Source organism: Spirillospora sp. CA-108201 (genome assembly GCF_050936235.1).
Taxonomy (GTDB): domain Bacteria; phylum Actinomycetota; class Actinomycetes; order Streptosporangiales; family Streptosporangiaceae; genus Spirillospora.
In genome coordinates this window covers 5059452-5086407 of record NZ_JBNJNE010000001.1, presented here as the reverse complement: position 1 = coordinate 5086407, position 26956 = coordinate 5059452, and the positions used below count along the sequence as shown (strand labels likewise).

Sequence of the window (26956 nt, the reverse complement as noted above, 5' to 3'; positions counted from 1 at the left end):
ATGACCTATCTGTCCCGCATCCGCATCAACCCCCTGCGGCAGCAGTCCCGCGAACTGCTGTCCAACCCGCAGACCATGCACAGCCACGTCTGCGCCGCCATCCCCGCCACCCCGGACACCGAACGCCTCCTGTGGCGGCTGGACACCGACAACCCCCACCGCCCCCACCTGATCGCCCTCACCCGCAGCAAACCCGACTGGACCCACCTCGTCGAAGCCGCCGGATGGCCCGCCGCCGACGACGGCGGACACTACGACATCGCCGACTACACCCCGCTGCTGGCCCAACTGGCCATCGGCCGCGAGTTCACCTTCCGCCTCACCGCCAATCCCGTCCAGAACATGTCCCGCCCCCCAAGAAACGGCGACACCGCCAGCGCGGAAGATCCCAAGACACGGCAGCGCCGCTCTTCGGTCCGCACCGGCCACCGCACCTACGCACACCAGCTCAACTGGCTGCTCAAACGCACCGCCGGATACGGATTCCAGATCCCCGACGCCCGCACCGACCCCGGCCTGCCGATCCTTCCCCTGGAGGAGTCCACACCAGCCCCCGACGTGCGGATCATCCACCGCGACCGCGTCTCCTTCAACAAGAAGAACCGGCGGCAGGTCGTCCTGCACGTCGCCACATTCCAAGGACGACTCCAGATCACCGACACCGACCTCCTCGCCCATGCCCTGCTCAACGGCGTCGGGCCGGCGAAGGCCTACGGCTGCGGCCTGCTCACCCTCGCCCCATCCAGGCGGCTGAATGGCTGACATCTGGTGGAAGGCCCACCCGCACGACCTGCACCGCCTCCAAGACCGGGTCTCCAGCGTCTACGTCGAACGCAGCCACGTCGACCGCGACGAAAACGCCGTGGTGGTCATCAACAAACGCGAAACCGTCCGCATCCCCGCCGCCCTGGTCGCCGTCCTGTTGCTCGGCCCCGGCACCCGCGTCACCCACGGCGCCGTCAACCTCCTCGGCGACTCCGGCACCGCCATCTGCTGGGTCGGCCAACAAGGCGTCCGCCTCTACGCCACCGGACTCGGCCCCGCCCGCGGAGCAGGCCTCCTCCAGCAACAGGCCTACCTGGTCACCAGACCCAAAGAACGCCTCAACGTCGCCCGCGCCATGTATGCCATGCGCTTCCCCGGCGAAGACGTCTCCACTGCGACCATGCAGCAACTCCGCGGCCGAGAAGGGACCCGCATCCGCAAGCTCTACAAAACCCACGCCCAGCGCACCGGGGTCCCCTGGAGCCGCCGCGAATACAAAGCCGGAGACGCGCACGCCGCCGGCGACGACCTCAACCGCCTACTGTCAGCCGCCAACGCCGCCCTCTACGGCATCTGCCACGCCGTCATCGTCGGCCTGGGCGCCAGCCCCGGCCTCGGCTTCGTCCACACCGGCTCAGCGATCAGCTTCGTCCTGGACATCGCCGACCTCTACAAAGCCGAATACACCATCCCCCTCGCCTTCGACTTAGCAGCCCAAGGACTCACCGAGGAACGCGACGCCCGAACCGGACTCCGCGACCTCATCGCCGAAAACCGCCTCCTCGGGCGGATCGTGCACGACGTCAAAACACTGCTCGCCCCCGCCGAGGCCGCCCGGCTCCCCATCGACGAGGACATCAACCAACTCTGGGACGAGCAGGCCGGAGCAGTCTCCGGCGGCGTGAACTGGTCCGGAAGCGAAGACCTCATCTCGCCGGGCATGGGCGACCAGCACGTCGCCATCATCGGCCCCGAGTTCGAGTCTCCCGCCAGCGACGCCGCAACATGACGACCGTCATCGTCCTCGTCGCGGCTCCAGAAGGGCTCCGCGGCCACCTCACCCGCTGGATGGTCGAAATACACGCCGGAGTATTCGTCGGCAACCCCAGCCGCCGCATCCGCGACCGCCTCTGGGACCTGCTCGCAACCCGCATCGGTGACGGCCAAGCCATCCTCATCGAACCGGCCGCCAACGAACAAGGCTGGTCCGTCCGCACCGCCGGAAAAGACCGCTGGAAACCTGCCGACTTCGACGGCCTCATCCTCTCCGCCCGCCGCCGAAACCAACTAAACGAAAACCCGCCCACCCCGAGATAACACCGCAGGTCAACAAGCCTCGGCCCCGCACACGCGGGGATGGTCCGAGGGGCCTGGTGGCCGATCAGGATGAGAGCGTCTCGGCCCCGCACACGCGGGGATGGTCCGCCGTAGGGGACGACCAGTCGGGGGTCGGCGGCCTCGGCCCCGCACACGCGGGGATGGTCCCTGAGAGGCCGGGCGTCACTCCTGCCCCTCCCGCTCGGCCCCGCACACGCGGGGATGGTCCGACGACGCTCGCCACCAGCGGAGAGGCCCGCGCCTCGGCCCCGCACACGCGGGGATGGTCCCTCCACGTAGCCGCCATTCCCGATGACCGTCGCCTCGGCCCCGCACACGCGGGGATGGTCCGGCCACCGCGGACGAGCTGTCCGGGTGGGGGTACTCGGCCCCGCACACGCGGGGATGGTCCCCTGGACGGTGAGCAGGTCTTCGCGGTCGACTACTCGGCCCCGCACACGCGGGGATGGTCCCGGTCTGTGGATCGAAGGTCGGCACGGTGAAGCCTCGGCCCCGCACACGCGGGGATGGTCCGCGGAGGGGTCCGGCCTACCCGCTGGCTGCAAGCTCGGCCCCGCACACGCGGGGATGGTCCCCCGCAGGGTCTCGGGGGCGCGGACTCCACGGTCTCGGCCCCGCACACGCGGGGATGGTCCCCCGTACAGGATCGGCTCGTGCTGGTAGTGGTACTCGGCCCCGCACACGCGGGGATGGTCCATGCGGGCAGCGCCGTCCGTGAATGTCTCCATGACTCGGCCCCGCACACGCGAGGATGGTCCGCCGCGGGCCCGGTCGCAGGTGCGGCGCATCAGCTCGGCCCCGCACACGCGGGGATGGTCCCTGGGATACGCCGGGATAGGGCATGCCGTCATCCTCGGCCCCGCACACGCGGGGATGGTCCGTGACCGGTGGGTAGGGCAGCGGGGGAGCAGCGCTCGGCCCCGCACACGCGGGGATGGTCCCCGCACTCCCCTCGATGACGAGGCCGACGTGCTCTCGGCCCCGCACACGCGGGGGTGGTCCTCAGCTCCGAGATCCGGTCGCCGCTGGCGCCGTCTCGGCCCCGCGCACGCGGGGATGGTCCCGCGACCGCGCGGACCGCGAGGTCCGACAGCGGCTCGGCCCCGCGCACGCGGGGATAGTCCGCGGATGGTGGCGATGACGGCGCCGGCCACGGCCTCGGCCCCGCGCACGCGGGGATGGTCCGGACGTGCGCTACCCGGTCTCCTTTTCCGACCCCTCGGCCCCGCACACGCGGGGATGGTCCGCAGGGCCGTCGCGTCCGGGGCGACCGCAAGGACTCGGCCCCGCACATGCGGGGATGGTCCGATCCCCGCCGCAGATTTCCGGCGCTAATCCAATTGAGACGAAGTCTTAAGGAGACGGCGGTGGACGTTGATCGAGGTCCTGGCTGCTGTTTCTTTTTTCAGCGGCCGTGTGCAGTTCGTGGCGTCCTGACGCCAGCAGGTGATGCACCGTCATCACCGTCTCCTGGCCGCAGGTGAGGTGCACCAGTGCCGTGTCCATCGCCGATAAGGCGCGTGTCCGTCCGGCTGTCTGGCCGCCTCCTGGTCACGGAGTCGTGTCGCCTGCCTTGTCATGGCCACCGAGAGGTGGTGTAGCGCCTCGACCGTAGCTGTGAGCGGCTCCAGCGCCTTGATGGTCTGTGCCAGAGTGAGGGCGTCGGTGGATTGACGTGCCCTCCGCAGGACAAGTTCTGCCAGGTCCGCTAGGGCGTCCAGTGCCTCGATCATGCTGATTCCGGCAGTGCCGTGGTGGGCTGGTTCTGCTTGAGGGGCCGGTTCGCGGGTCACGGCCGTCCCTTGCTGGCCCACTGCTCAACGACCTGCTCGTCGACTGGCTCGGTGGCCTGGGTAGCGTAAGTGGGCGGTAGCCCTGCTCGGCGGTCGAGGCTGGCTTGGCGCAGGTTGGGCTGGTGCCTGATGAGGCGGGTCGCGCCGCGGGTGGTCAGCAACGCCCATGAGGCCAGGACTGTCGCGGTCAGCGCGAGGAGCGGGGGACGTCCTGCGAGAGCGGCAGATCATCGGCGGGTTCCTCTCCGGATGGATCTGTGGACAGGCTGGGGGTGACGGTGGTGGCGAAGCGGGTGGGGGCCAGGGGCCCGAATTCCCGCAGGACGTTGAGTGCCTGGTAGCGCGGCCGGCGCCGGGTTGCGTCCACGGAGGTGGTGTACGAGTTTCCGCAGGTGAAGAGCGTGGCGTCGTGACGTGAGACGGCCACCGCGTAGATCCTTCGAGATGGATGATCAAGAAGAAGGAGACAACGCGATGGCCGCGGACAACAGTGTGGACCCTGGCGAGTGGATTGCCGAGCAGATCGGGGCGTGTGAGCCGGATCTGCTGCGGTCGATGGTCAAGACGATGGCCGAGGCGCTCATGTCGGCGGAGGCCGACGTGGTCTGCGGGGCCGACTACGGGGCCCGTTCGGACGGGCGGGTCAACCGCCGCAACGGCTACCGGGTCCGGGAATGGGACACTCGCGCCGGCACCGTGGAGTTGGCGATCCCGAAGCTGCGCAGCGGGTCCTACTTCCCCGAGTGGCTGCTGGAGCGGCGTCGCCGCGCCGAGCAGGCCCTGGTCAGCGTGGTCGCCACCTCCTATCTGCTGGGCGTCAGCACGCGGCGCGTGGACAAGCTGGTCGAGCAGATGGGCATCAAGGGCATCTCCAAGAGCCAGGTGGTCGAAGGTGCTGGACGCCCAGGTGGCCGCGTTCCGCAACCGGCCTTTGGAGGGCGGCCCGTATGCGTTCGTGTGGGTGGACGCCCTGACCCAGAAGGTGCGCGAGGGCGGCCGGATCGTGAACGTGCACGTGCTGGTGGCCACCGGTGTCAACGCCGACGGGCACCGCGAGATCCTCGGCGTCGAGGTCACCTCGGCAGAGGACGGCGCCGGGTGGCTGGCGTTCCTGCGCGGGCTGGTCGCCCGCGGCCTGACCGGCGTGCAGTTGGTGATCTCCGATGCCCACGCCGGCCTGGTCGAGGCGATCGGCTCCACCTTGCCCGGCGCGGGCTGGCAGCGGTGCCGGACGCATTACCTGCGCAATCTGCTGACCAGGGTCCCCAAGTCGGCGCAGCCGTGGGTGGCGACGCTGGTGCGGACCATCTTCGACCAGCCCGCCTCCGAAGAGGTCCACGCCCAGCACGCCCGCGTGGTCGCCTCGCTGGAGGCCAAGCACCCCGATGCCGCCGAGCACCTGGACCAGGCCGAACCCGATCTGCTGGCCTTCACCGCGTTCCCTCGGCAGATCTGGCGGCAGATCTGGTCGAACAATCCCCAGGAGCGGCTGAACAAGGAGATTCGTCGGCGCACCGACGTGGTCGGGATCTTCCCCGACCGGGCCGCGATCGTCCGCCTGGTCGGCGCGGTTCTGATGGAGCAGACCGACGAATGGACCGAGGCCCGCCGCTACATGGGCCTGGAGTTCCTGGCCAAAGCCCGCCTGCGCGTCATCGACGGAACCACACCCGACCCCAAGATCGACAACCAGGAACTCACCGCTTAACCTGTAGAAACAGGATCACGCGGAGGCCGACTCATACACCACTCCGCTGGACGTGACCCGGCGCCGCTGGAGGATGTCGTCATCGACGGCGACCCGGTTGTCAGCCCACCATGCCATCCAGATCCCGTCCGGAATGCATCCCCAGTGGCAGGCGATCAGCGGCACGCCGAGCCCGTCGTAGCCGATGCCGTCTGCCCACCGAAGGAGGCCGGCTTGGGTGGGTGGTTCCGCGATCGGGGTCAGTCCTCGATAGGTGGCCTTTGCGGCGTTGCGGGAGATGTATCTGACCACCTGGCTGCCGAGGGTCACGGCGGCGGTGGTGACCGCCTCGTCGAGCCCGTACACGCTCGCCTTGGCGAATCGTCCGGCCTCGTCGGCCGCCAGCGCTCTGGGCTGCCGGTCGGTGGGGAGGGCGGCGATGGTCGGCGGAGCGTTGAGCCTTCCGGCGAGGGCGTGCTCGCTGGCACATAGTGCTTCGCCGTACCTGATGTCGCGCGGCGCAGGTGGAACAGGTGATCGATCCGCTTGTGCGGATCAGGGGCGGCGAACGGATCGATGTTGAGAGGATCCGGCGGGGTCATCGCACGAGTTCTTTCGGCTCCGTTGGGCGCTGGGCGTTGGGCTTGCTTCGAAGCCACCGGGGCGCGGCGTTGGGAGCGCTGGCGAGGAGCACGGTGGCCACCACCGGGGCAGCCAGCAGCACTGCGGCTCCGACCGGCCCGGTGAGGGCGAGGGCGTTGAACAGTGTGTGCCCGATGATGATCGGGCCGACCCGGTGGGTGACCCGGTACATCCACCAGGCCGCGGCGGCGAATGCGACAGATGACAGGGCCGCGGTGCCGAGGTAGGCGTGCGGCACCACGCGCAGGACGCACACCGCCAGGAGGATCTGCCAGGCCGGTCGGCGTGCGGCGGCCATCAGTGCGGCGGGCAGCGCGAGCAGGGGGATCTCTTCCCGCAGCCCGGCAGTAAGGGCTTGGGCTGCGAACAGAACCGGGTTGTGCAGGCCGGTGGCGTCGGCCTGGCTGATCACGGCCGGGCCCAGCCGTGTGATCCAGGTGTCGGAGAGCATCGCGATGGTGTGCCCGGCCAGGACCACGGCGCAGGCTGCGACCGCGTCCTTATCCCAGCGCCGCGTGACCTTCGAGGCCAGTCGGCCTTGCCAGAGCGGCGTGTTGGCGTCCGCAGCGATCTGTGCGCATAGCCACGCGCCCGCCCCGGCCAGTAGCAGTGTCGCGGCGGTGTCGGCGGCTTGGCCCAGGAGCGGCATCAGCACGGCGCCGGCGATGGCGAGTCCTGCCGCGCACCCCATCGCACCGCGATGCGTGGCGTGGCGGGCGCGGATCAGCAGCCAGATCCCGGTGGTGGTGAGGCTGAGGGCAGAGACGTTGACGTGGAGCGGGAGTCCAGGCCAATCGGTGTCGGCTCCGGCCATCTCTGCGAGGTCGTTCAGAGCCGTCGCCGCGTGGGGGCCGAACAGCACGGTTATGGCGGCCGTGCCGCGTAGCAGTGGGGACTGCGTCATTGCGGGTTGCTCAATTCTGGGTCGGATTGGGGACACCGGTTCTTCGGGGGAGCGCGGTGGTGATGTCGGCCGAGTGATGCGCGACCACCGGCGCTCCTTCATCGGCGCGGGGCTCAGGGGACAGGGCGGTGGGCGATGCGGTCGGCTAGGGCCGCTCGCAGTGCCATCGGCGGATGCGTCGGTGCCAGGAACGCGGCTATGGCACCGGTGAGCCGAGACAGGCCCGTGCGGGTGGGCTGCGCGGCGCGGCACATCGTCCAGAAGGCGCGGGCGGCGTCGGGGCCGGTGGTGCGGGCGGCGGCGTCGGCGGCGAGTTCGTTGGTCCAGCACAGGAGCATCGTTGCCGCCCATACGACTGGGGCAACGGCCATCAGGGCGGGGAGGGGAAGGAGCAGGCCCATGCTCAGCCAGCCCGCCAGGCCGACCACTGCCAGCAGGTGGTTCAACTGCAGCCAGGGGCGGCGGACGTGGTTGGTCTCGTGCGTCAGGACGTAGGCCAGCACGGCGGGCTTGTCCAGGACCCGGTCGCCGACCACGATGATTGGATGCCGCCGGTTGGGCAGCACGCCGGCGTTGAGGCGCATACGAGCGCAGTCGCAGCCGGTGGTGTCCAGGGTGCAGTGATGGTCGGGCAGCCGGTCGGGGGAGTACACATGGACGCGGTCGGCGGCGGGGAACCGTTGGCGGATCCGCTCTTGGGCTCGGTCCAGGGCTGCGCGCGTGTCCGGATGCAGGCCGGTGGTGAGTTGCTGCTCGTAGGCGTCGGCAGTGGCCCAGTCCACGCATTGAAGGGGGTCTGCGCGGAAACCCACCCAGACGCCCAGGACGGCCCAGGCGCCGATCATGGCGGCCAGGGCGCCGGTCACGACCGTGGCCCAAGTGGGGGACAGCAGGGCCCGGGCTGCGATACCCAGGCCGGTGCCGCTGGCCAGGAGCAGGGCGGGGACGATCAGGATCCTTCGTCTGCTGGCAGCGTGGCCGTCCTTGACGACGTACTTGGCGTGCATCGCCTCAGCGAAGTCGCGCTGTCGCGGTGAGGTTTGTGCTGCTCGGGTGGGAGAGGTCGTATCGGCCACTTCTTCGCGTTCCCTGTGGGTCGGATTGATTCTCTGGCGGAGGGGTTGGAGTCCTCCCCGCCCCGCGCCGGGCGGGGAGGACGGTCGTCGCGGACGGGGCTAGGCCGCGTGCTCCGGCCTGCTTTGGGTGTGCGCGGGTGGCAGCGCGGTCACGTGGGCCAGCCGGCGCGACCACTGGCCCTTGCCGTCGCCTAGGGCCGACTCGGCCAGGCGTCGCAGCTGGATGTCGCCGGTCCCCGCGGGCGCGTCGATGTGGAAGGCGTCGCGGACCAGGCGTTCTATGGGACGGTCACGGCGCAGCCCGGCCGCCGCGTGGATCTTCATCGAGTCGAGGACTGACTCCACCAGCGATTCCACGCCGCGGTACTTGGCGCTGATCAGCTCGTTGTCGCAGGGCTGCCCGCGGTCAAGCATGTGCGCGGCCTGATAGGCGAGGGTGCGGGCGGTCATCACCCGCTCGTTGATCTGCCCGATCCGCTGTTGGATGGTGGGCAGTCTGGCCAGTGGCTCGTTCCGGCGGTGGCGTTCCTTGGCGAACCGGACGGTCTCCTCCAGCAGGGCCTGGTGGATGCCGAGCGCGACGGCGGTGAGGTTCGGGCGTCCGTAAAGGACGCTGGAGCTGTAGGCGACGTCCAGGCCGTCGCCTTCGCCGCCGATCATGTTGTCGGCGGGGACCCGCACGTCGTTCAGGACCAGGTCACCGAAGGTGAATCCGTGCAGCCCCAGCGCTGGCTGATGCGGGACCACGTGGAGTCCGACCTGGTTGTCTTCGACCAGGAACGCCGACAGCGACCGGGACCCGGCCGAGGTGGGTCTGGTGCGGACGACCACGCCGTGCGGGCCCCCGAGGTGGGAGTTGCCGACGTACTGCTTGCGGCCGTTCAGCACCCAGTAGGCGCCGTCGCGGTGGGCAGTGGCCTGCATGTCCAGTACGTTGCCGCCCGACCCTTCCTCGGTCACCGCGATCGTCGGCATGCAATCACCTGCAGCGATCCGCGGCAGCCACAGGCGTTTTTGCCCCTCGGTCCCGTAGTGGATGACCTTGGCGGCTCCAAGCTGGGACGCCTGGACCATGGCGCCCATCGCTCCCGACACCCGCGCCAGCTCCTCAATGATGATCGTTTTGGCGAGGTGGCCGGCGCCCAGTCCGCCGTACTCGGGGGGAATGGTCACTCCGAGCCAACCCTGCCGGGCGATCAGAGCGGAGGTCTCGATGTCGACGGATTGGCTGGACTCCATCCGGGCCACGCGCGGTGCGACCTCGGCGAGCGCGAAGGCACGGACGGCCTTGCGCAGGTCGTGGTGGTCGTCGGTCTCGAACACAGACACCATCCCCTTCACTTTCGTGGGGCCACTGCCGGAGGGGCGGATCCGGCAGACGGCATCGCCGCGGCCTCCTCAGCCGCCTTATCGGCCGCTTGGTCAGCAGCCCTGGTAGTCGGCGCTGCGTCCGGTGCTGTGGCTGGCATCGCCGTCGATGAGCTTCATCAGCTGTTGCGCGTGGTCCTTGATCAGTACGCGAGAGGACTCACCTGTGGACAGCGGCAGGCCGGTGTTGCCGACGACGCAGACGGTCCCCAGGAGCCGGCCGGTGGGCTGGTGGATGAGCGGGGCGCCGGCGTAGGTACGGATCCCGATCAGGTCGACGACCGCGTTGGCGGCGAAGCGTGGGTGGGCGTACACGTCGGGCAGGACCAGGGCGTTGCGGCGTTGGACGACCTCGGGGCAGTAGCCGTGGTCGCGCTGCATGGTCCGCCCGACCCGGGGCTTGCCGTCCGGGCAGTGCAGGCCGATGAACTGCTGCTCGCTGGTGACCAGGTTGACCATGGCGTAGGGGACTTCGGCGCCTACGCCGAGTTGGGCGGCGAACGCAGTGGCCAGATCGGCGGCGAAGGCATCGAACCGCTCGGTCGCCTCGCCCAGGCCCAGGTCGGTCAGCAACTGGATCCGCTGCTGAAGTTCTGTCTCGGCGCCGGTCTCGGCGGGGGTGTCGTAAGGCACGGGTGGGCTCCCAAAGCAACGTTGTGTGAGGGTCACGTGCGGGCGGCCAGGGCATGGCGGACCAGGATGATCAGCACGTTGATCACCGAGCGGGCATCGCGGGCGTCGCAGTCCGCCACCGGCACATCGGCGGGCAAGTTCAGGGCCTGGCGGACCGCCTCCGCCGGGTAGCGATGGGCGGCGTCGTCAAACTGGTTGACCGCCACGACGAACGGGACACCGCGCTGCTCGAAGAAATCCAGCGCGGGGAAGGCGTCGGTCAAGCGGCGGGTGTCGGCCAGCACCACGCCGCCGACCGCGTTGTGGGCCAGCTCGTCCCACATGAAGTCGAACCGGTTCTGGCCGGGGGTGCCGAACAAGAACAGCGTCATCGGCAGCGGATTGGTGAGCGTGCGGCGGCCGAAGTCCAGCGTCACCGTGGTGGTGGTCTTGCCGTCCACGCCAGCCAGCGAGTCGACGTGCGCACTGGCGGCGGTCAGGCGCTCCTCGGTGGTCAGCGGCGGGATCTCGCTGATCGCGCCGACCATGGTCGTCTTCCCGGCACCGAATCCGCCAGCGATGAGAATCTTCAGCGCCAGCCGACGGGCCGTGTGCTCCAGCTCAGGCGACGGCGAAGTCATGAGCTTCCAGCCCTTCCAGCAGCGCCTGCAGCAGGTGCGCACTCGGGCGCCCGGTTTCGGGGTCGGGCGGCACGGCGGGTGGTGCGATGACCAGCGCGCCGGCGTCGATCAGATCCGACAGGAGCGTCTTGGCGACCAGGATGGGCTGGCCGATGGTGGCGGCGATCTCGGCGACCGAGCAGCTGCCCGCCCGGCACAGCCTCAGGGCGTGTGCGGCCTCAGGCGGCAAGGCCCCCGCCTGGGTAGTGCCCGCAGCCGCGCCCCCGGTCGTGTGGGTCACGGTCAGTACCGTGTCCAGCCGCATCTGGTATCGGGGGCAGGCGCGGCCATCGGGGACCACGACGTAAGGCCGGACCTGCTGCACGTCCTGGTCGACCCACGGCACGCAGGCCGCCGCAGATGGCTGGCCTTTGGGGTGGGCGGCGCTGTGGGAGTCAGTGCTCATCGTCGGAGCTTTCGTCTCGCAGTCCCGCGCTGGCCCTGGACTCGGCACCGGAGTCTTGAGGTGCCGGGGTGTCTGCGTGGGGAGTGCGGGTCGCGGTGACCAGGTGCCGGGCGACGCTCGCGATCAACATGGCCATCCCGTCCGCGACCAGTCCGGTCTGCGCGTCGGGCCCGGCCAGCACGCCCAGCACACACCCGACCACTGCAGGCCGACCCGTGCCAGCTTCGGTTGCGTGTGCGGGGGCGTCGGGGTGCTGGTCGGGAGTGTTCATCAAGATCAGGTACTGGGCGTCGTGCTGGACGATGATCTGCTGGACCTCGCCGACGGGCAGAGAAGTGATCTTTCCGGCGGCTCCACCGGCGGAGTACAGCGCAGCGGCCACCGCTGCAGCATGGTCGGCTTCATCGGTAGTCAGACCCACGGCCGCGAGCACCAGCCCGTCCCGCGGCACCAGGAAGGCACCCTTGATACCGGGTACCTGGACGCGGAAGTCCTCCAGCAGCCATCCCAGACCTTCGCGCGATGCGCCTGCTGGTGCACTGGCCACGCCGGCCCCGGCGAGAGCGGTGGAAGTCAACGCGGCAGAAGCCGTGGGGATCGTCATTTGAGCATCTCCTGGTGGAGGTCGGCGGATGCGGCTGGGAGCTGTCGATCAGCCGAATGGGTGGTGGTCGCGGGGGCTAATCCGCCGGATCGCCGGCAGGCGGGTCGGCCGGTGGAACGGTGGTCCTAGGGCTCGGGGGAGCAGAGTCTGCGGGGCCGTGGTCGGCCGGATCCTTCGTGGGGTCGCGAGGGCGGCCCGCACCGGCAAAGTCGGCCAACAGGCTCGGGACCGGCCCCCGGTTGGGGCCGTCCTCGCGCTCCGGTCCCTGGCCTTGCCCGGCCCTCGACACCGTCACGGCCTGCGGGCCGCCCTCGGTGCCATCCGCAACGTCGGCTACCGGGCTCCGCAGGCCCTGCCTTCGACGCCGCTGGGGAAGCTCGGGCATCCCGCCAGCGCTGTCGGCTCCGGGCGGGGCAGCGATGCCGGCCGGACCCGGGCGCTCGGTCGGCGATGTGGCCGTGTTCCTCGGCAGGGCAAGCTGTGATGGCGCTGTCGATGCCAGGGGCGGCAAAGCAACGGGGCGGAGCGGCGCGGCAAGGCCGGTGGCCCTGGCCGGAGTGGCCGACTGTGGTGTGGTGGGCTGGGGTGCCTTGAGCAGGGCGGCCGGGAGGGCGACCATGGCCCGCGTGCCTTCCGGTACGACCGGGTGCAGACTCACCTGGATGCCGTGGCGCTGCGCCAATCTGGACACCACCAGCAGCCCGATCGGGCCCGCGATGATCTGGTCGCGGACACTGACGGTGTCCGGGTCGGCCAGCAGCCGGTTCAGCGCCGTGTAGGCGTCGGCCGATATCGGCAGTCCACGGTCGGTGATCTCGATGCTCACCCCCCACGGCGCCGGAACCGCCGCCATCTGGACCCGGGTATCGGGCGGGGAGAATTTGGTGGCGTTCTCTACCAGCTCAGCCAGCAGCAGCGTGATCTCCGGCCCGGCATATCCGGGCAGGTCCACATCCGGGGGCGGCACCTGGACCCGCACCCTCCGGTAGTGCTCGACCTGCGCGACCGCCTGGCGCATCACCTTGGCCAGAGTCAGCGGCTCATTCACCTGCCGCGCCGTAGCACCGCCCAGAACCGCCTGCCGCTCCAGCCCCCTCAGCGTCCGCGTCGTCAGATGATCGATCTTGAACAGCTCGTGCAGCAGGACAATGTCCTCCACCTCCCGCTCCACCGAGTCCAGCAACGCCAAGGTTCGGTAGACCAGCAGATGAAGGGGGCGCCCCAGACGGGTGAGGAACTGCTCCTCCAACTCGCAGTCACCTCTGCACGACTCGACGCCGACATGCGCCGAACGGGCACGATCGCGCACGTCGATATCGATCGCCCTGGCAACGGCATCGGCAGCCACCCCCGGCTCGGCGGCTGGAGCGAACGCCTGGAACCAGCGCGCCTCGATCCACCGGCGCCCCCGGAAAGGCCGCTGCCAATGCCAGAACAACTCGCTCGGATCGCCGGGCCCCGGCAGAAGCACCACCAGTCGGCCCACGTAAGGGTGGACGTCCACCCGCTGCGCGGAAACCGCCATCGCGCCCGCAGGCTTCCCCACCAGCTCCGCCGCCGACGCACGCAGCCCTCGGGAGGCCAGGCGACAGGTCAGTTCGCTGGCGTGCCTGCTCGCATCCTCGGACGGTTCGCGCACCTGATCCTTGCCAGGCCGAACACCGAAGTCCACGTCACCGGTCATCTGACCTTCCCTCCGGCCCGGCAGGAGCCTCGACATCGACCGCTGGCGCAACAAGGGCGAGTACGGGACACCACATGTATGGAGCGACTGCGCCGTGGCCGCGCTCCCCGGGATCCACCAACTCCAGCCCGTCAAGAACGCGGCGACCTGGCCGCGGGCGAGCCTGTGCGTACGGTGGCGGGGAGCCGGTGTGGGACGCTCTCCCGCTACCACGATCCGAGACCGCCGGAGAAACGGGCTGGGGCGAACGTGGCGCGATTCCGTGGACGGGTTCGAGTGACGCGCGAACCGTCTGGGCGCGGTCGGTTTCAGATGCCCACGGTGACGGCGCACCCCAAGTGAGGGCGAATGAAGGGGACACGGTCGCGCACTCTTCTCGTTCGACGGAGAACCTTGCAGTTCAAGTCAAATGAGTGCGGACACCAGGAGAAAGGGGAGGATGGGCGAGGCTCAGGGGAGGAATTCCTCCCCGCGGTCTGCTGGGAGGCGCTGGCATGACCGCTGACAGAGCTCGCATCGGCGCCTTGGGCAGCGCAGAAGACGCCAGACGGTGGCTACTGACGCTGGGTAGAAATACTTCGCGCCATGACCGCCGAGCGGAACCGGCAAAGGCCACGGCGCACCTCCCCAGCCCTTGCTAGGGGACGTCATGCCCACCGGGCTGTTTCGGCGGGACGGCAGGTCGAATTTGCAGAGCAAAGCTGCGGCACCCGGAGTGGTGAGAAGCCGGCGTCATCGACTGGGACGGGATCTCGCGAACGAGCCCGAACGGGTGCCCGGCGCACACGAGCCGATCCCCGTCTCAGAGGTTGGGTTGTGGGGCACGATGTGGACATACGATTCGTTTGTGCGAACCTTGGTGCTCTGGGACATAGACCACACGCTGATCAGCATCGGTGAACTTAGCAACGACATCTATGGCGAGGTCTTCCGCCGGGTCACGGGGCGCCCTCTGAAGAAGCTCGCAGACATGACCGGGCGCACAGACCTCGCGATCACTGCTGAAACCCTGCGGCTCCACGGTATCGACCCCGCCGACGAGATCATGAAGACCTTCGCCGAGACGCTGGCCGAAGCGTTCTCGGCGCGGCAGGACGACATCAGGATGCGCGGCCAGATTCTGCCGGGGGCACGTGCCGCAGTTGAGACGCTCGACAGCCGGAGTGACGTGATCCAGTCCGTGCTGACCGGCAACATGCGCCCGATCGCCGTGTGCAAGCTGGCCGTGTTCGGGCTGGATGAGTTCGTTGATTTCGAGATTGGCGCGTATGGCCTGGATGACGCAGAGCGGCCGCCTCTGGTGAAGCTCGCCCAGGCGCGCGCGGAGCGCCGGTACGGCGAGACGTTCGACGCCTCCACCACGGTCTTGGTCGGCGACACTCCGAACGATGTGCTCGCCGGCCACCAAGGGGGCGCCCGCGTTGTGGCGGTCGCCTCCGGGGCGAGCAACGCAAACGATCTGCGGGCAGCCGGCGCGGAACTCGTCCTTGAATCCCTCGCCGACACCGGCGCCGTTATCCGGGCGGTGCTCGACGTCAGCCGGTCGTGACGCGGTCCACCACCGCCTGTACCTCTGGGACGTCGTAGGGCTGCATCCGTGCGACCAGCTCGGCGAACCGCTCGTCTATGCGCGCCGACCCGATCCGCGATGCGAGGTCGTACGCTTCGCCCGCCACACGGGCCGCCTGCTCCGGTTCGTCCTGGAGAAGATGGCCAGTGGCAAGTCGCGTCTTGTAGTGCGCGATGTCGCGGGCGTGGTCGGGCGTGAAGGTCTCGGCGAGGTGAAGCGCGTCCGTAAGCGCAGCGACAGCCTCAGCAGGTGAGAGCAACGCCTGAAGTGCCAGGTCCAGCAGGCACGCGCCGCGCTGAGCGGCGATCTCGACTTCGCTGACGTAGGCGGTCCATTGAGGCTCGTCGTGGGGCTCGTCACGGGCGTGCTCGGTGGCGGCGAGGTCGAGTTGCTCGCGGGCTGTGTTGACGTCTCCTAGCCGGGCGTGCGCGCGTGCTGCTCGGTTGTGCAGCGCGGCGCGGGTACGAGGGGTCGCTTCGGCGCGGGCGAGGCTGAGTGCGGCTTCAGCCAAGGCGCGCGCCCGTTGGGGCCTGTCGCGGTAGAAGGCGTGCAGGCTCATGTATCCCATGGCGTGTGAGGCCAAGCCCAGGTCGTCGGTTTCGTGCGCGGCGTACACCGTCGCGGACAGGTAGCGGGAGGCGTCTCCATGTCGGGTGGCGTCGATCGCCAGCCACCCTGCCATCTGGGTTAACCCTGCTACTGCTGTCAGGAGTCGCCGCTGAGTTCGGAGTCTGGGGGCCGCAACGTTGAACAGCCGGAAGGCCGCGGTGACGTGCCCTTCGATGACATGGCACAGCTCGTTTCCGCCGAACTCGTCGTCGAGCCGGTAAAGCCTCCCGAGCAGCGCTTCGACCCCCTCAACCGCCAGGGGACGGGAAGACTCAGCTTCCGCGGATGGGGGCGACACCAGCAAGGGCAAGGGATGGGCGTCACCCAAGTCCTGGGAAGTCTGAGCGTCGGTCTCCGCGCCGAACAGCTCATCCCAACAGCGGTCGGTCGCGCGAACGTACAACTCGCGGTACCGGGCGGACGGCGCCCACTTGCCTGCCTCCCACTGTTTGATCTGGTCGACCAAGCTCGCCACGTGCGGCAGGCGGACCCGCTCGTCAGGGTCGGCGGCGGTCCGCAACCGGCGCGCCATCTCCGAACGCGACCAGTGCGGCGGCGCCTCCCGGACCGCGCGCAAGCGGCGCCCGATTTCCTTGCTGCCGGGGGTCACTGCGATCCACCTTCCGACGACGTAGGGAGGATTTCCTCCCCTGCCCACCTCCAGTCTTCCCCTGGAGGTATGGCGCCTGCCACCGGTTCACTAATGGTGACCGCACGACGACCACCGATCGAAGCCAGGACGGCCCGCATGAACTCGATCATGCACCACCAGGGGCAGACCAGGACCGTGCTTCGTCCCAGGTCCCCACAAGCAACTCGCGATGTTGTCCCTGGGTTGAGTTCTGCCGGACGGCCCCTGGCCACGCGTACAGCCGATGCGTTGGGTCGGCGGCGATCCCCCGATTCACTGAGAGCAGTCCTGATATCACTTACGGCGACCAGGTGAGCTCGCCAGACCTGAAGTGGCCCCGTCCGGCTCGGCCCATCCCGGCCGACCGACTCCGCGAACCAGACATCACAAGGAGGCTTTTCCGCGATGACATCGCAGAGTGCCCCGTCCCTAGACCGGGTCGCACCCACCCCCGGAGGCGCGTGGTGAGTGTGGACACCGCGAGCCGCGCGGACCGGGCAGAGGAGCTCCGCAACGCCCTGGTCGACACGATCATCGCCGACCACGAGGCCAAGGGCCTGACGATGCCCACCGAGGTGGAACGGGCGATGCGGGTGGTGCCCCGCGAGGTGTTCACCCCGGGCGTCCCGCTGGAGAAGGCATACGAGAACACCGCGGTCGTCACTAACCGGCGCGGCGACGAGGCCACCAGCTCGGTATCGGCGCCGTATCTGATCGCAGAGATGCTCGGTCAATCGTCCGACGCGCTCGGAGGCTTGGAGGGCCGCGATGTCCTGGAGATCGGCAGCGGCGGCTACAACGCCTCGCTACTGGCCGAGATCATTGGCCCGACGGGGTCGGTCACGACCATTGACATTGACCCCGAGGTCACCGCTCGGGCGACCGCCTGCCTGAAGAAGGCTGGCTACAACGATGTCGCCGTCGTGTCCGCGGACGCCGAGCACCCGGTCGAGCCGAGCCGTCGATTCGACCTGGTCATCGTCACGGCAGGGGCATGGGACATCCCGCCCGCCTGGCGCGAGCAGATCGCCGGTGACGGTGTGCTCGTCGTCCCGCTGCGCACGTTCGGGATGACCCGATCGTGGGCGCTGCGGCGATCAGGGGACCGTCTGGTCAGCCACAGCCACCGCCAGTGCGGGTTCGTCTCAGTGCAGGGCGAGGGCGCCCACCAGATGCGGTACGTCGACATCGCCGATGGCGTCCACCTGCGCCTCGATGAGGGCCAGGAGACTGCCCCCCGAAGTTCTCGCCGACATGGTCGCCGGCATCCTCACCCAGCCCCGCCAGGAAGCGTGGGCTGGCGTGAGCCTGCCGCCCTGCACCGTGTTGGCTGACCTGGACCTGTGGTTGGCCGCCCGACTCACCCGAGAGGCAGGCGAGTTCGTGATCCTGACGGCGCAGGAGGCTGCAGTCGAGTCCGGAATCGTCGCGCCATCGTGGCGGTTCGGAGCCCCCGCCACCCTCGATGAGGGCACGTTCTCCTACCGGTCGGCGCTGTGCTGGACCGATAGGAAGTTTGATCTCGGCGCATACGCCCACGGGCCCGAGGCCACCGCGGCGACCGGGCAGATGATCGAGCACATGCGCGCGTGGCTGGACGCCGGCAGTCCGTCTCCGGCCCTGCAGATCCTGCCCGCTCACACTCCCGCCGGCGACCTGCCGGACGGGACCGTCCTGGACAAGCGGCACAGCCGCATCGTCCTTACCTTTCCCACCGCCAGCTCTCGATGAGAAGGGAACCTTCCTGATGGGCGACGACGAATACACGCTGGACCTCCGCCTGGTCGACTCCGGGGACACCGCGAGCGGCCACGCCACCAGCACCGACGACAACTGCGGCTCGGGCAACACCGGCTCGAACGCCTGCACCACCAACGCCGACATCGGCGGCGTGCGCTGACCCCCGCCGGGCCCGGCCCCTTGCGCACAGGGCCGGGCTCGGCACCCGTGCGCGACCACCCTCCTTCCAACCTTCCGGGGCGGTGAGCGACCCATGTTCCAAGCGACAGATGCGGCGCTGATCAGAGCCGCCGCCTACCCCGATGACCTGGTTCTGCCCGCCTGGCCTAACCTGACCGCCGACCAGCCCGCGCAGTGGCTGGAATGGCTGCGGCAGGCGTGGGCGCTCCCGGAGTTCGCGGCCACCGTCACCCCCGCCGCTCCCGACCTGGCCGCCCAGGTCACCCGCGCTCTGGACGGTGAGGCGGTCCAGGCGCGCCGGTTACGGCGCATGGTGGAGGCCACGATCCGGTACCTGCTGAGGTGGACGACCCGCGCGACCCCGTTCGGTCGCTTCGCCGGCGTGGCGCCGGTTGAACTCGGCTCGCACGCAGCGGTCCACTGGAGCGGGCGGCACCGTGCGGTGGCTCGTCCCGACGACCGTTTCGTCGCCAAGTACATCGCGCAGGCCGAGCGGGATCTACCCGTCCTGCGCACGGTCTCGGTGATGACCAACAACCTCGGATACGCCCGGGGCGGGCGGTGGGTGCTGCCGTGCGCCCGGGCCGAGCACGACCGCATCTGGGACGTCGAGATCGCCCTGACCGATCCGGTACGGGTGGCGGTCGAGACGGCCGCCTCCGCGATCGTGTTCGGTGACCTGGCGGCCAGGGTGGCCGACACACTCCCCGGCGGTACGGCCGAAGCGGAGCAGCTGCTGACCGCGCTGTTAAAGGCGGGGGTGCTGCTGTCGGCGATCCGGCCACCGATGACCGTGACCGACCCGGCCGCACACCTGGCCCACCACCTGGACCGACCCGAGCCCGGCGACCAGACCGCAGTCGACCTACGGGTCGGCTGCTCGGTGACGCTGCCCCCAGCCGTAGTCGCCGCAGCCGAAGACGCGGCCGGAACGCTCACCGCCGTGGCGCCACGCCTGCCCGGCTGGGCCGTCTACCATCGCGCGTTCATCGATCGGTGGGGCCCAGGCGCCGCCGTGCCGCTGTGCGAGGTAGTGAACGTCCTGGGATTCCCTGCCGGGTACCGGGGCTCACCCCACCGTGAGCCGGTGGCATTTACTGCTCGCGACGCGTTGCTCGCCGGCCTTGCCCAGCGGTCGGCCCTGGAAAGCTGCGCCGACATCGTGCTGGATGATGAACTCGTCGCCGCGCTGCGCGGCGACGATGCCCGGCCACCGATCCCGCACACCGAACTACGGTTCACCCTTGCCGCGCACACACCACGCGACCTCGACCGGGGCGCGTTCACGTTGACCGTGACAAGCGGTGCCCGACACGCCGGGGTCGCAGCCGGACGGTTCCTGCTCCTACTCACCGCTGGTGAGCAGGAGCGCTTCCGCGACGTCTATGCGGGCCTTCCGACCGCGATGCCCGGCGCGGACATCGTGCAGTTGTCCGCGCCTCCGCTCCAGACCAGCTTGGCCATCGTGGCCCGCACGCCCGAGCTGCTGCCAGTGCTGCCGGTCGGGGACTTCCACCCCGATCCCCATTGGACGGTCGCGGACCTAGCAGTGGCCGGCGACGGCGAGCGGCTGTGGCTGGTATCGGCCACCACCGGGCGGCCGGTAGAGCCGCTCCTACTCAACTGCGTGATGTTGCCGACTGCCCAGCAGCCGCTGGTGCGGTTCATGACCGAGATCTGGACGGCATGGACGGCACCGTGCGCCAGGTTCGATTGGGGGCACGCCAGCGGTCTGCCGTTCCTGCCGAGGGTCCGGCGAGGCCGTGCCATCCTGCATTCGGCCCGCTGGACCATCCCCGCGGCCTCACTTCCCGGCCGCGCCGCGTCATGGCCGCAATGGCAGGACGCCTGGCAGCGACACCGCGAACAGCACAGGGTGCCGCGTGAGGTCCTGATCAGCCAGGATCGCGGGTTCGACGATGTGCGGCTGCGTCTGGACCTGAACGAGCCCGCCCACCTGGCGGTGCTGCGCAGCCATCTCCACCGGTACGGAGGCGCGGCCCTCACCGAAGCCGACGGCCCCTCTGGTTGGATCGGTGGCAGACCCGCCGAACTCCTGCTCACCCTCACCGCGACACCGCAGCAACCTCCGCGTCCGGCCCGACCAGCCCGTCCAGCCTGCACCCTGCAGCACCGGCCCGGAGGGTCGCGGTGGCTAGATGCCCGCCTGTATGGCCGGTCCCCGGACATCCTCACCGACATCCTCGCCCGCCTCCCCGACCTCCCCGCGGACTGGTGGTTCCTGCGCTACCACCCGGCCCACCACCTGCGACTACGGATCCCGCTGCGCGATAGGCGCCAGTTCGCGGGCGCCACTCATGACCTCGCCCAGTGGGCAGAGCGCCTGCACGACGACGGACTGGTGGTCGACTACATCCTGGCGACCTACCGGCCTGAAACCCGCTACGGAAGCGGGCCGACCTTGATCGCAGCCGAGAAGGTCTTCGCCGCTGACTCCCGCACCGTCCTCGGGCGGCTGTCAGGCAACCGGGAGGCCGCTACCGCCGCCGGAATGATCAACATTGCTCACGGATTCACCGGTGGCAACGGCCTGCATTGGCTCGTCCACCAGGTGCCGCACCGCGGCGGACCGCGCCTGGATCCCGCGCAGCTCGCCCGCGCTGGCACTCCCTACCCAGACGATGACCCGGACACCTCAGCATTGGCGGGGACGCTGGCCACGTATCGGTCCCACGCCGACCAGGACGGGCTGGACACCGATCAGGTGCTGGCGGACCTGCTGCACCTCCACCACGCCCGCATGATCGGCGTCGACACCGCATCCGAGGAGCACTGCCTACGGCTGGCGCGCGCGATCGCCCACACCTACCTCCATACCGGACGCCACGACCGAGACAACGTGGCCGACATCCCATGAGCAGGGAGCAGAACCTCGCCGAAGGAGCCGCCGGCATTGCCCTTCTCCACTTGGAAACCGGCGACTGGGACGCCGCCTACGCGGCGTTGCAGAAAGCCGTCTCCGGAGGAGTCAGCGTCGCCACCGGGGCCAGCCTTTACTACGGGGCTCCGGCCCTGGCGTTCGTCCTCGCCGCGTCGGACCAGCCAGGGCTCACTCACGCCAAAGCCGTCGCCGCCGCAGGGACCGCGACGGTGACGCGCCAGCGCCTGGAGGCAGCCCACCGGCGTATCGACCAACACCGGCGCCCGGCCTACGCCGAGTTCGACCTCATCCGCGGCCTTACCGGACTCGGCGTCGCCCTCCGCCGCATCGGCGCCGTTGATCTGCTCCGCGACGTGCTGATGTACCTGGTCCGGCTCACCGAGCCGCTCGACGAACTCCCCGGCTGGTGGTGCCCGACCGGCCCCCACTGGAATAAGCCGGGCCCTGCCGGAGGTCACAGCAACCACGGGATGGCCCATGGAGTCACCGGGCCCCTCGCCTTGATGGCACTGACAATGATCGACGGGGTCCACACAGACGGGCAGCTAGCGGCGATCGCCCACATCTGCCAGTGGCTCGACCACTGGGAACGCCAGACCGATGCAGGCCATGCGTGGTGGCCACAGATCACCACCCGGGATGAGTTACACCAAGACGGAGTGGGCCAGCCGTGCCCGTCGCGGCCATCCTGGTGCTATGGGACCCCGGGCATTGCCCGCGCCCAGCAACTCGCCGCCTGCGCCCTCGGGGACGTCGACCGCCAGAAGAAGGCCGAGACGGCCTTCGTTGCGTGCGTGAGCGACCCCCAGCAGTTGGCGCGCCTCACCTACAGCGGCCTCTGCCACGGAACCGGCGGCCTCCTGGCGGCCGGCCGGCGCATCGCCGCCGACGCCCTCAGTCCAATCCCCGTACCTCGACTGCTGGACCTGCATCGGCAAGCCAACGCCGCACCCGACGAGCCACCCGGCCTCCTCGACGGAACAGCCGGTGCGAACCTGACCGCCACCGGGATCACCACATCCTGGGACGCCTGCCTCCTGCTGTGCTGACGAAAGGCCAGGGCATGGACGAGACCTCCCCGGAAACCTCCTGGACGCAAGTGAACATCGACTTCCCCGTCCAGGACCCCCAGGAGCGCGAACGCCAAGCCGTCGCCCATCTGGGCTCGGTCCTCGCCGCCGCCGAGGCGGATGGCCTCATCACCTCGTGGTTCTTCATCCGCAAGGGTCGCTGGCGCATCCGCTACCTACCCACCGAAACCAGCAACCGCGGCGACTGCTCCGTCCACCCCCTGCTCACCCAAGGCGTCGCCTGGACCAGCGACATCTACGAACCCGAAATCCACGCCTTCGGCGGTCACGCCAGCATGGAGACCGCGCACGAACTGTTCCACGCCGACAGCCGCCACCTGCTCGCCTTCCTCAACGGCGCCCCAACCGACCGCAGAGAACGATCACTGATCCTCTGCACCGCTCTCATGCGGGCCGCAGGTCTGGAACTCGAAGAGCAAGGCGACGTGTGGGCCCGAATCGCCGAACAACGCTCCGTCCTGTGCCGGGAACCACCCGAGCCCGCCACGTGGGCCTCCTTCACCGACGACGTCCGCCGCCTCCTGCTCGGCACAGCCCGGCCAGAGGACATCGGAAACGACTGGCTCACAGCTTTCGAGAATGGAGGCAGACAACTGAAAGCCTTGCGAAACAGTGGCCATCTCACACGAGGAATCCGCAGTGTGACCACTCTCCATGTGATTTTCCATTGGAACCGGATCGGAATCCCCGGTACGGCACAGGCTGCACTCGCGAAGGCTGCGAAAGAGGCGATCTTTCCTGACATGGCCGCCGCTGACCTGGCTTGACCAGGTGATCCGCTGACCGAGGCCGTACCGACGCCGGTTCGGTAGGTGTCAAGTCAAATGAGACAGGGGTCAGTGATCGTTAAGCGGCGTCTTCTCCCTGGTCAACGCTGGTCTGGGCGGCGGTGTCCTGGCCGGGCCGGTTGATCCACGCGACCGCGGGGAGTTTGGGCAGCGCGGGAGCCCGGGTGAACCGCCGTGGGTTCGCCGCACGGAACGCCTCGATGGTCTGGCCGCGCCTGTCCTGGATTGCGGGCGCGGTGCCGACATGGACCGAGAAGGGGACGTGCAGTCCGATCCCGGAATGGTAATGCTCGTGGTTGTAGTAGTTGAAGAAGTGGTGGCAGAACGTTTCGGCCTCGTCGATCGACCCGAAGTTCTCCGGGAAGACGGGACAGTACTTCAGGGTCCGGAACTGCGCCTCGCTGTAGGGGTTGTCGTTGCTGACCTTCGGGCGGGAGTGGGACTTGATGATGTCCAGGTCCGCCAGCAGGTCGGTCACCGCCTTGGACGTCATCGAGGTGCCGTTGTCGGAATGGATCGTTCCCGGCACGATCCCGCCGTTGGCGGCAAACGAGTTCTGCATGAACTGCTCGGCCAGTTCTCCGGACTCGCGCGGGTGCACTTCCCAGTGCACGACGCAGCGCGAAAAGATGTCGAGCATCACGTACAGGTCGTAGAACCTGCGGGGACCGGGGCCTCGCAGCTTCGTGATGTCCCAGGTCCATATTTCATTAGGTGCACGGGCGACCAGGTAGGGCTTCTTCCCGGCCTCGTGGCGGGCCTGGGCGCGCCGCTCGCGGACCTGGTCACGCAGCCGCAACTCCCGGTACATCGTCGACACCGACGCCAGGTAGACGCCCTCGTCCAACAGCGCCGCCCACACCTGGCGGGGCGCCTTGTCGGCGAACCGGTCACTGTTGAGAGCGGCCACAAGTTCGGCGCGCTCACCGGCGGTCAGTGCATTCGGCGGGGACGGCCGCACCGCCGCTTCACCGCTTTCGGGGGACGGCTTCCGCCGCCGGTAGAAGCCCGAACGCGATAGGCCCGTCAATGCACACGAGACGGTGATCGTCAGATGCTCGGCCAGCAGGGCGAAGGTGTCGGCCCGGCAGGTGTTCACGAGTTCTCGGTGTCCGCGCTCTCGGACATCGTTTCCAAGAGCGCGATACCTTTTCCCATGATGTCCAGGGCGGCCTCGGTCTGCTTGAGTTTCTTGGCCATGGCGGAGTTTTGCCGTTCCAGCCGCGCTTTTTCCTTGCGCAGCTGATCCAGTTCTACCTGCTCCGGCGACTTCTCCTTCTTGGGCGTCGGACGGGCCGATCCCGACGAAGTCAACTGCCCGGCGTCGCGCTGCCGGCGCCACGAGGAGATGCTGGATTCGTACAGGCCCTCACGGCGCAGCAGCGCACCCTTTTCGCCGGTCGGGGCATTGTCGTACTCCTCCACCATCCGCAGCTTGTAGGCGGCCGAGAAGGTCCGCCGCTTGGGTCGGCCGGCTCGGGGGCCGTCGTCGGGAGGGAGGTCGTGGCTGGTCATCGTCACTCGGCTCGGTACCCGTTCTCGCCCTGCTCATGTCAGTTAGGGATGTTTGTCCCCTTGTGTCCCACCTGAGCCTGACACAGAGGGCTGTGGGCGGGTGCGGATGGTGTGAGCGGTGAGGCGTCCAGGTCTCGCAGACCGACCTCGGGGATCGAGCGTGCGGTGTGCTGGGGTGCGAAACGTTCGCGTGATGCCTTGCGGACTGCGCCTGCCCGGCCGGGGATCGATTCGGGTAGTGGGCGGGTGCGGAAGGTGAAGGGTGGTGTGGGGGTGTTGCCGTCCATAAGCCGGGCGGCGGCTTGGTAGGCCCCCAGGTGGGACAGGTCGTGTGGGGCCAGAAGCGGCGTGGTGTGGCGGGCGAGGTCGGCGGCGTCTTCGGGTGAGGCGGCGAAGTAGATCTTGTTGCGGGCGTCGGCGGAGACGGCTTCGCGGAGGTCTTTGGGGAGTTGGGACAGGTGCTGGTGAGCGATGGTCAGGCTGAAGCGGTAGGCGCGGGCTTCGGCGAGGATGTCGCTGATCGAGCCTGGCAGGTTGAGGAAGTTGTGCGCCTCGTCGATGTAGGCGGCCGCGTCCGACCGCTCGTGCTCGACCTGCGTGGCGCGCGGGGTGATGGCCTGCCACGTGTGCGCCAGCAGCAGCGATCCGAAGAGGCGCACGGCGTCCTCGCCCAGAACACCCTTCGGCAAGCGAGCGAGGATGAGGCCGCCAGAGGCGAGGGTGCCGGCGAGGTCGACGGTGGACGCACCGCCGGACAGGGCGTCGCGGATGAACGGGCGCAGCAGGACGGCGCGGAGTTTGTTCATGACCGGGCTGATCACCGAAGCGCGGGCGGCCGGGGTGAGTTCGTCATAGGAGTCCCAGAACCCGCGGAGGAGGTCGTCGGTGAGGCGTGCGGTCACGCGGGCGCGGTAAGCGGTGTCGATGAGCAGTTTGGGGATGTCGCCGAGGGTGGCACGGGTCCCGTTCACGCGGGTCAGCGTGAGGCAGGCGGAACGGAGTAGGTCGTCCAGGCGAGGCCCCCAGGCGGAGCTGAAGCAGCGGCGAAAGGTGGTGACGATCGACTCGGCCGCGAACGCCGCATCGTGCCCTGCGAGTACGTTCAGGCACGGTGGCCGGCCCGGCGCGGCTGGGTCGAACACGACGGTCTGGCCGATGGCGCGTTCGGGGAGGCGCTGCAGGACGTCGGCGACCAGGTCGCCTTTGGGGTCGATGACCAGAGCGCCGCGGCCGGCGGTGGCGTCGGAAAGGATGAGGCCTGCCAGGAAGGTGGACTTGCCGACGCCGGTCTGGCCGAGGACGTGCAGGTGCTGGCGGGCGCCGGCGACCGTCAGGCCGACCGGGCGCGGTGCTCCGGAGTCAGAGTCACCGAGGACGCGGATGCCAGGCCCGGAGACGGGGATGGCGGGTGAGGGCGCGACAGGGCGGGCGCCGGCGCGGGTGACGCCGGGTGCGGCCAGGTCGTAGGGCAGGTGTGCGATTGCGGCGAGTTCGGCGACCGACAGCAGGTAGCCGCGGTGCAGTCGCCGCTCGTCCAGCCTGACCGCTGGGGAGCGGAGTCGGCGGCGGCGCAGGTACTGGTGGCCGGAGGTGAACAGCGCGAACGTCGAGGCGGTCTCGTGGGCGTGCGCGCGCAGCCACCCGTTGGCAATTTGATCGGGGTGGCGGCTGGCGACGCCGTAGCGGATCTGGACCTCGAAGCGCGGCTGGGCGGCTTTGCCGAGGACGGCGCGGACTTGTTCGGCGCGTTCGGGGTGCTGGCGGGTGAGTTCGCTGGGGTTGTGATGCCCCGACATGCCGGGCGTGATGAGGTCGAACAGATGGCCTTGGGGTGCACTGGAGCGAGCGCCGCGAAGTGCGGACGCGGCGCGGTGAGCCTTGCCGAGGCGGCGGCCCGTGGAGGGACGGGCCAGGATCTGAACAGCCAGGTGTTCGCCTTCTGCCAGCCCGGACGCGGTCCCGAGCAAGCCCCGTAGCGGGTCGGGGTCGTGGTCGCTGGTGAGCGGGAAGTGTTCGGGTCTCGCTGGTACCAGCCGCCCGCCCGCCGTCTTGTACTCCTGGTCGAGCGGGAGCGGTGGTGTGGCGGAGTGGGTGGTGAGCGTGGCGCCGGGCCAGGCCGCCCGGACGGTCTTCTCGACTATTCCAGGCGGGATGGTGCCGGGGACCCAGATGTGGAAGCGGACGCCGTTGTGGTCGGCGCGGTACTCGAAGGCCAGGTGCGGCTGCCCGAAGATGAGGCGCTTCCAGCCTGGGTGGGTGAGGCCGATGAGGCGGGCCCACCAGGCGGCGGCGCTCGCTGGCTCCACCTTCGGCGGCACTGCCACCTCGATCAACCGAGCGCCCGGGATGAGTCTGCTGTTGCGCCAGTCCC

General features: G+C 69.3%; 24 protein-coding genes, 1 pseudogene and 1 CRISPR repeat array. Of the genes and pseudogenes, 11 read left to right on the top strand and 14 right to left on the bottom strand.

Going from position 1 to position 26956, the window contains the following annotated elements:
* The 3 genes from cas6e to cas2e are packed head-to-tail and all read left to right on the top strand — an operon-like array spanning position 1 to position 2082.
* Positions 1–762 carry a type I-E CRISPR-associated protein Cas6/Cse3/CasE gene (cas6e, locus tag ACQEU6_RS24450; RefSeq protein WP_499335293.1) on the top strand — a complete coding sequence of 254 codons (762 nt, stop codon included), beginning with the start codon at positions 1–3 and terminating at the stop codon, positions 760–762.
* Positions 755–1774 (top strand): type I-E CRISPR-associated endonuclease Cas1e, encoded by a 1020-nt coding sequence (gene cas1e, locus ACQEU6_RS24445; protein ID WP_499335291.1) that lies wholly within the window; start codon positions 755–757, stop codon positions 1772–1774. Before cas6e ends, cas1e begins: the two co-directional genes overlap by 8 nt.
* On the top strand, positions 1771–2082 hold the full coding sequence (gene cas2e, locus ACQEU6_RS24440; protein WP_499335290.1) for a type I-E CRISPR-associated endoribonuclease Cas2e: 312 nt from the start codon (positions 1771–1773) through the stop codon (positions 2080–2082). The genes cas1e and cas2e overlap by 4 nt, the downstream gene beginning before the upstream one ends.
* Positions 2083–2100: 18 nt before the next feature.
* Positions 2101–3410: a CRISPR direct-repeat array (repeat unit 28 nt; unit sequence CTCGGCCCCGCACACGCGGGGATGGTCC).
* Between the two features lie 673 nt (positions 3411–4083).
* On the opposite strand, the gene ACQEU6_RS24435 is transcribed toward cas2e, so the two are convergent.
* Positions 4084–4323 (bottom strand): hypothetical protein, encoded by a 240-nt coding sequence (locus ACQEU6_RS24435; protein ID WP_499335288.1) that lies wholly within the window; start codon positions 4321–4323, stop codon positions 4084–4086.
* Positions 4324–4370: 47 nt separating this feature from the next.
* Between ACQEU6_RS24435 and ACQEU6_RS24430 the strand changes: the two are divergent.
* A pseudogene (locus ACQEU6_RS24430) lies at positions 4371–5604 on the top strand (IS256 family transposase).
* A 15-nt stretch (positions 5605–5619) separates the two neighbouring features.
* Here ACQEU6_RS24430 and ACQEU6_RS24425 read toward each other — a convergent pair.
* From ACQEU6_RS24425 to ACQEU6_RS24385, 9 genes are all read right to left on the bottom strand, one after another.
* The gene (locus tag ACQEU6_RS24425; protein WP_499335286.1) at positions 5620–5949 is read right to left on the bottom strand and encodes a hypothetical protein; all 330 of its coding nucleotides are present in this window, start codon (positions 5947–5949) and stop codon (positions 5620–5622) included.
* 232 nt (positions 5950–6181) lie between these two features.
* A complete protein-coding gene (locus tag ACQEU6_RS24420; RefSeq protein ID WP_499335285.1) occupies positions 6182–7129 on the bottom strand; it encodes a hypothetical protein in 948 nt (315 codons plus the stop codon).
* Positions 7130–7242: 113 nt separating this feature from the next.
* Positions 7243–8136, bottom strand: a complete 894-nt coding sequence (locus ACQEU6_RS24415) for a hypothetical protein (RefSeq protein WP_499335283.1) — start codon at positions 8134–8136, stop codon at positions 7243–7245.
* A gap of 168 nt (positions 8137–8304) precedes the next feature.
* Complete coding sequence (locus tag ACQEU6_RS24410) at positions 8305–9537, bottom strand: acyl-CoA dehydrogenase family protein (protein ID WP_499335282.1); 1233 nt, start codon at positions 9535–9537, stop codon at positions 8305–8307.
* A 90-nt stretch (positions 9538–9627) separates the two neighbouring features.
* A complete protein-coding gene (locus ACQEU6_RS24405) occupies positions 9628–10206 on the bottom strand; it encodes a GAF domain-containing protein (protein ID WP_499335281.1) in 579 nt (192 codons plus the stop codon).
* A 32-nt stretch (positions 10207–10238) separates the two neighbouring features.
* Positions 10239–10826 (bottom strand): GTP-binding protein, encoded by a 588-nt coding sequence (locus ACQEU6_RS24400; RefSeq protein WP_499335279.1) that lies wholly within the window; start codon positions 10824–10826, stop codon positions 10239–10241.
* A complete protein-coding gene (locus tag ACQEU6_RS24395; RefSeq protein ID WP_499335277.1) occupies positions 10807–11271 on the bottom strand; it encodes a DUF742 domain-containing protein in 465 nt (154 codons plus the stop codon). The genes ACQEU6_RS24400 and ACQEU6_RS24395 overlap by 20 nt, the downstream gene beginning before the upstream one ends.
* Positions 11261–11875, bottom strand: a complete 615-nt coding sequence (locus ACQEU6_RS24390) for a roadblock/LC7 domain-containing protein (protein ID WP_499335276.1) — start codon at positions 11873–11875, stop codon at positions 11261–11263. Before ACQEU6_RS24390 ends, ACQEU6_RS24395 begins: the two co-directional genes overlap by 11 nt.
* Before the next feature lie 76 nt (positions 11876–11951).
* Entirely contained in the window at positions 11952–13559 is a 1608-nt protein-coding gene (locus tag ACQEU6_RS24385) for a sensor histidine kinase (RefSeq protein WP_499335274.1), read from the bottom strand.
* An 847-nt stretch (positions 13560–14406) separates the two neighbouring features.
* Here ACQEU6_RS24385 and ACQEU6_RS24380 point away from each other — a divergent pair.
* On the top strand, positions 14407–15108 hold the full coding sequence (locus tag ACQEU6_RS24380; RefSeq protein ID WP_499335272.1) for an HAD family hydrolase: 702 nt from the start codon (positions 14407–14409) through the stop codon (positions 15106–15108).
* Here the strand turns inward: ACQEU6_RS24380 and ACQEU6_RS24375 are convergent.
* On the bottom strand, positions 15095–16348 hold the full coding sequence (locus tag ACQEU6_RS24375) for an NsdA family TPR-like regulatory protein (RefSeq protein WP_499335270.1): 1254 nt from the start codon (positions 16346–16348) through the stop codon (positions 15095–15097). The genes ACQEU6_RS24380 and ACQEU6_RS24375 overlap by 14 nt on opposite strands.
* Before the next feature lie 485 nt (positions 16349–16833).
* Between ACQEU6_RS24375 and ACQEU6_RS24370 the strand changes: the two genes are divergently transcribed.
* The 6 genes from ACQEU6_RS24370 to ACQEU6_RS24345 all read left to right on the top strand — a co-directional run bounded on the left by ACQEU6_RS24370 (position 16834) and on the right by ACQEU6_RS24345 (position 23049).
* Positions 16834–17703: a methyltransferase domain-containing protein gene (locus ACQEU6_RS24370; RefSeq protein ID WP_499335268.1), complete on the top strand. Its 870-nt coding sequence runs from the start codon at positions 16834–16836 to the stop codon at positions 17701–17703.
* Positions 17672–18100, top strand: a complete 429-nt coding sequence (locus ACQEU6_RS24365; protein WP_499335267.1) for a hypothetical protein — start codon at positions 17672–17674, stop codon at positions 18098–18100. Before ACQEU6_RS24370 ends, ACQEU6_RS24365 begins: the two co-directional genes overlap by 32 nt.
* Before the next feature lie 16 nt (positions 18101–18116).
* Positions 18117–18269 (top strand): FxLD family lanthipeptide, encoded by a 153-nt coding sequence (locus ACQEU6_RS24360; RefSeq protein ID WP_499335265.1) that lies wholly within the window; start codon positions 18117–18119, stop codon positions 18267–18269.
* A 93-nt stretch (positions 18270–18362) separates the two neighbouring features.
* A complete protein-coding gene (locus tag ACQEU6_RS24355) occupies positions 18363–21167 on the top strand; it encodes a lantibiotic dehydratase (RefSeq protein ID WP_499335263.1) in 2805 nt (934 codons plus the stop codon).
* Positions 21164–22240 carry a lanthionine synthetase C family protein gene (locus ACQEU6_RS24350; protein WP_499335261.1) on the top strand — a complete coding sequence of 359 codons (1077 nt, stop codon included), beginning with the start codon at positions 21164–21166 and terminating at the stop codon, positions 22238–22240. Before ACQEU6_RS24355 ends, ACQEU6_RS24350 begins: the two co-directional genes overlap by 4 nt.
* A 14-nt stretch (positions 22241–22254) precedes the next feature.
* Entirely contained in the window at positions 22255–23049 is a 795-nt protein-coding gene (locus ACQEU6_RS24345; protein ID WP_499335259.1) for a thiopeptide-type bacteriocin biosynthesis protein, read from the top strand.
* 79 nt (positions 23050–23128) lie between these two features.
* Here ACQEU6_RS24345 and ACQEU6_RS24340 read toward each other — a convergent pair whose 3' ends face one another.
* From ACQEU6_RS24340 to ACQEU6_RS24330, 3 genes are read right to left on the bottom strand one after another with little or no spacing between them, the layout of a single operon-like run.
* Entirely contained in the window at positions 23129–24169 is a 1041-nt protein-coding gene (locus ACQEU6_RS24340) for an IS3 family transposase (protein WP_499329998.1), read from the bottom strand.
* Entirely contained in the window at positions 24166–24585 is a 420-nt protein-coding gene (locus tag ACQEU6_RS24335; protein WP_499328555.1) for a transposase, read from the bottom strand. The genes ACQEU6_RS24340 and ACQEU6_RS24335 overlap by 4 nt, the downstream gene beginning before the upstream one ends.
* A gap of 38 nt (positions 24586–24623) precedes the next feature.
* Positions 24624–26909 carry a type IV secretory system conjugative DNA transfer family protein gene (locus tag ACQEU6_RS24330; RefSeq protein WP_499335258.1) on the bottom strand — a complete coding sequence of 762 codons (2286 nt, stop codon included), beginning with the start codon at positions 26907–26909 and terminating at the stop codon, positions 24624–24626.
* Positions 26910–26956: the final 47 nt, after the last annotated feature.

Coding starts and splice junctions, on each gene's coding strand:
- cas6e (WP_499335293.1), top strand. CDS start 1: ATGACCTATCTGTCCCGCATCCGCATCAACCCCCTGCGGCAGCAGTCC.
- cas1e (WP_499335291.1), top strand. CDS start 755: ATGGCTGACATCTGGTGGAAGGCCCACCCGCACGACCTGCACCGCCTC.
- cas2e (WP_499335290.1), top strand. CDS start 1,771: ATGACGACCGTCATCGTCCTCGTCGCGGCTCCAGAAGGGCTCCGCGGC.
- ACQEU6_RS24420 (WP_499335285.1), bottom strand. CDS start 7,129: ATGACGCAGTCCCCACTGCTACGCGGCACGGCCGCCATAACCGTGCTG.
- ACQEU6_RS24415 (WP_499335283.1), bottom strand. CDS start 8,136: ATGCACGCCAAGTACGTCGTCAAGGACGGCCACGCTGCCAGCAGACGA.
- ACQEU6_RS24410 (WP_499335282.1), bottom strand. CDS start 9,537: ATGGTGTCTGTGTTCGAGACCGACGACCACCACGACCTGCGCAAGGCC.
- ACQEU6_RS24400 (WP_499335279.1), bottom strand. CDS start 10,826: ATGACTTCGCCGTCGCCTGAGCTGGAGCACACGGCCCGTCGGCTGGCG.
- ACQEU6_RS24395 (WP_499335277.1), bottom strand. CDS start 11,271: ATGAGCACTGACTCCCACAGCGCCGCCCACCCCAAAGGCCAGCCATCT.
- ACQEU6_RS24390 (WP_499335276.1), bottom strand. CDS start 11,875: ATGACGATCCCCACGGCTTCTGCCGCGTTGACTTCCACCGCTCTCGCC.
- ACQEU6_RS24385 (WP_499335274.1), bottom strand. CDS start 13,559: ATGACCGGTGACGTGGACTTCGGTGTTCGGCCTGGCAAGGATCAGGTG.
- ACQEU6_RS24360 (WP_499335265.1), top strand. CDS start 18,117: ATGGGCGACGACGAATACACGCTGGACCTCCGCCTGGTCGACTCCGGG.
- ACQEU6_RS24355 (WP_499335263.1), top strand. CDS start 18,363: ATGTTCCAAGCGACAGATGCGGCGCTGATCAGAGCCGCCGCCTACCCC.
- ACQEU6_RS24350 (WP_499335261.1), top strand. CDS start 21,164: ATGAGCAGGGAGCAGAACCTCGCCGAAGGAGCCGCCGGCATTGCCCTT.
- ACQEU6_RS24345 (WP_499335259.1), top strand. CDS start 22,255: ATGGACGAGACCTCCCCGGAAACCTCCTGGACGCAAGTGAACATCGAC.
- ACQEU6_RS24335 (WP_499328555.1), bottom strand. CDS start 24,585: ATGACCAGCCACGACCTCCCTCCCGACGACGGCCCCCGAGCCGGCCGA.